Source organism: Nesterenkonia aerolata, assembly GCF_031470965.1.
GTDB classification, from domain to species: Bacteria; Actinomycetota; Actinomycetes; order Actinomycetales; family Micrococcaceae; genus Nesterenkonia; species Nesterenkonia aerolata.
The window spans coordinates 1-865 of record NZ_JAVKGR010000053.1 but is presented as its reverse complement, the minus strand read 5'-3'; the positions used below and the strand labels follow the sequence as shown (position 1 = coordinate 865).

Genomic DNA, 865 nt, shown 5'->3' with positions numbered 1-865 from the left:
GCTGCTTCTCGTTGGCGGTAAGCTGTTGGTCCAGGTCCAAGACGTGCTTGGCCAGCCGCACTGCTTCGCTGCGGGCGATGGAGAGAGATAGCTCCTCCTCACGGCTCCGCCAGCGGGAGACCTCGAGGATCTGGGTGACGGTGAGTTTCTTGCGGGCATCGATGCCCAGCTCGTTGGTCCGTGTCAGAGCGGTCAGCGCATTGATGGAGCGGGTACGGTCCTTGCTCATCGACTCGCGGGCGGTGACCAGGATCCGCACGCTTTGGCGGATCCCGTCATTCAAGCGGGGCAGCCGCAGCTTATCGACGGGCAACGGAAGCGTGGCCGCAGCGATCTGATGGGCATCCAGGGCATCTGATTTGCCCACGCCGCGGCGTGTCTTGTGCTCCATGCGTGGTGCCTCGGTCACGGGATAGCCGTGTACGGCGACGGTGCTGGCAAGGATGGCCCCGTAGGAGGCAGCACCTTCGATCACCCACAAGGTGTCGGCATCAGGCTCAGTACGGCGGGCCGCCCAGGCCATGGCCCGGTTGATCCCGGCAGCGGAGGTTGGAAAAGATCGGGTATCCAACAGCTCCCCAGTAGCTGGTGCGAGGATTGCGTAGACGTGGTTGCGTGCGTGGGTGTCGACCCCGACGACAAATGGATGAGAATCAGCGACGATAGACATGACGGTCACTTACGCCTTTCCAACGTGATGGACATGGTTGCAACGGCCGTTATCGGCCGGTACTAGTCCGGGTAAGGGTCACATCGGAACAGCACTGTGAGGGGTCACACCCGCGGGTGGACAATCTTCTGATCAAGCTACCGAGGTGGGCCGGACCAGTACCGGCCGAGCACTATCAGCTGAACGGACAAGTCC

1 protein-coding gene is annotated in these 865 nt (G+C 62.3%); it reads right to left on the bottom strand.

Features of this window, described 5'->3' with window-relative positions:
- A partial coding sequence (locus RIL96_RS13290) for an IS110 family transposase (protein WP_310549491.1) occupies positions 1-679 on the bottom strand: 679 nt, incomplete at its 3' end.
- Between the last annotated feature and the right edge of the window lie 186 nt (positions 680-865).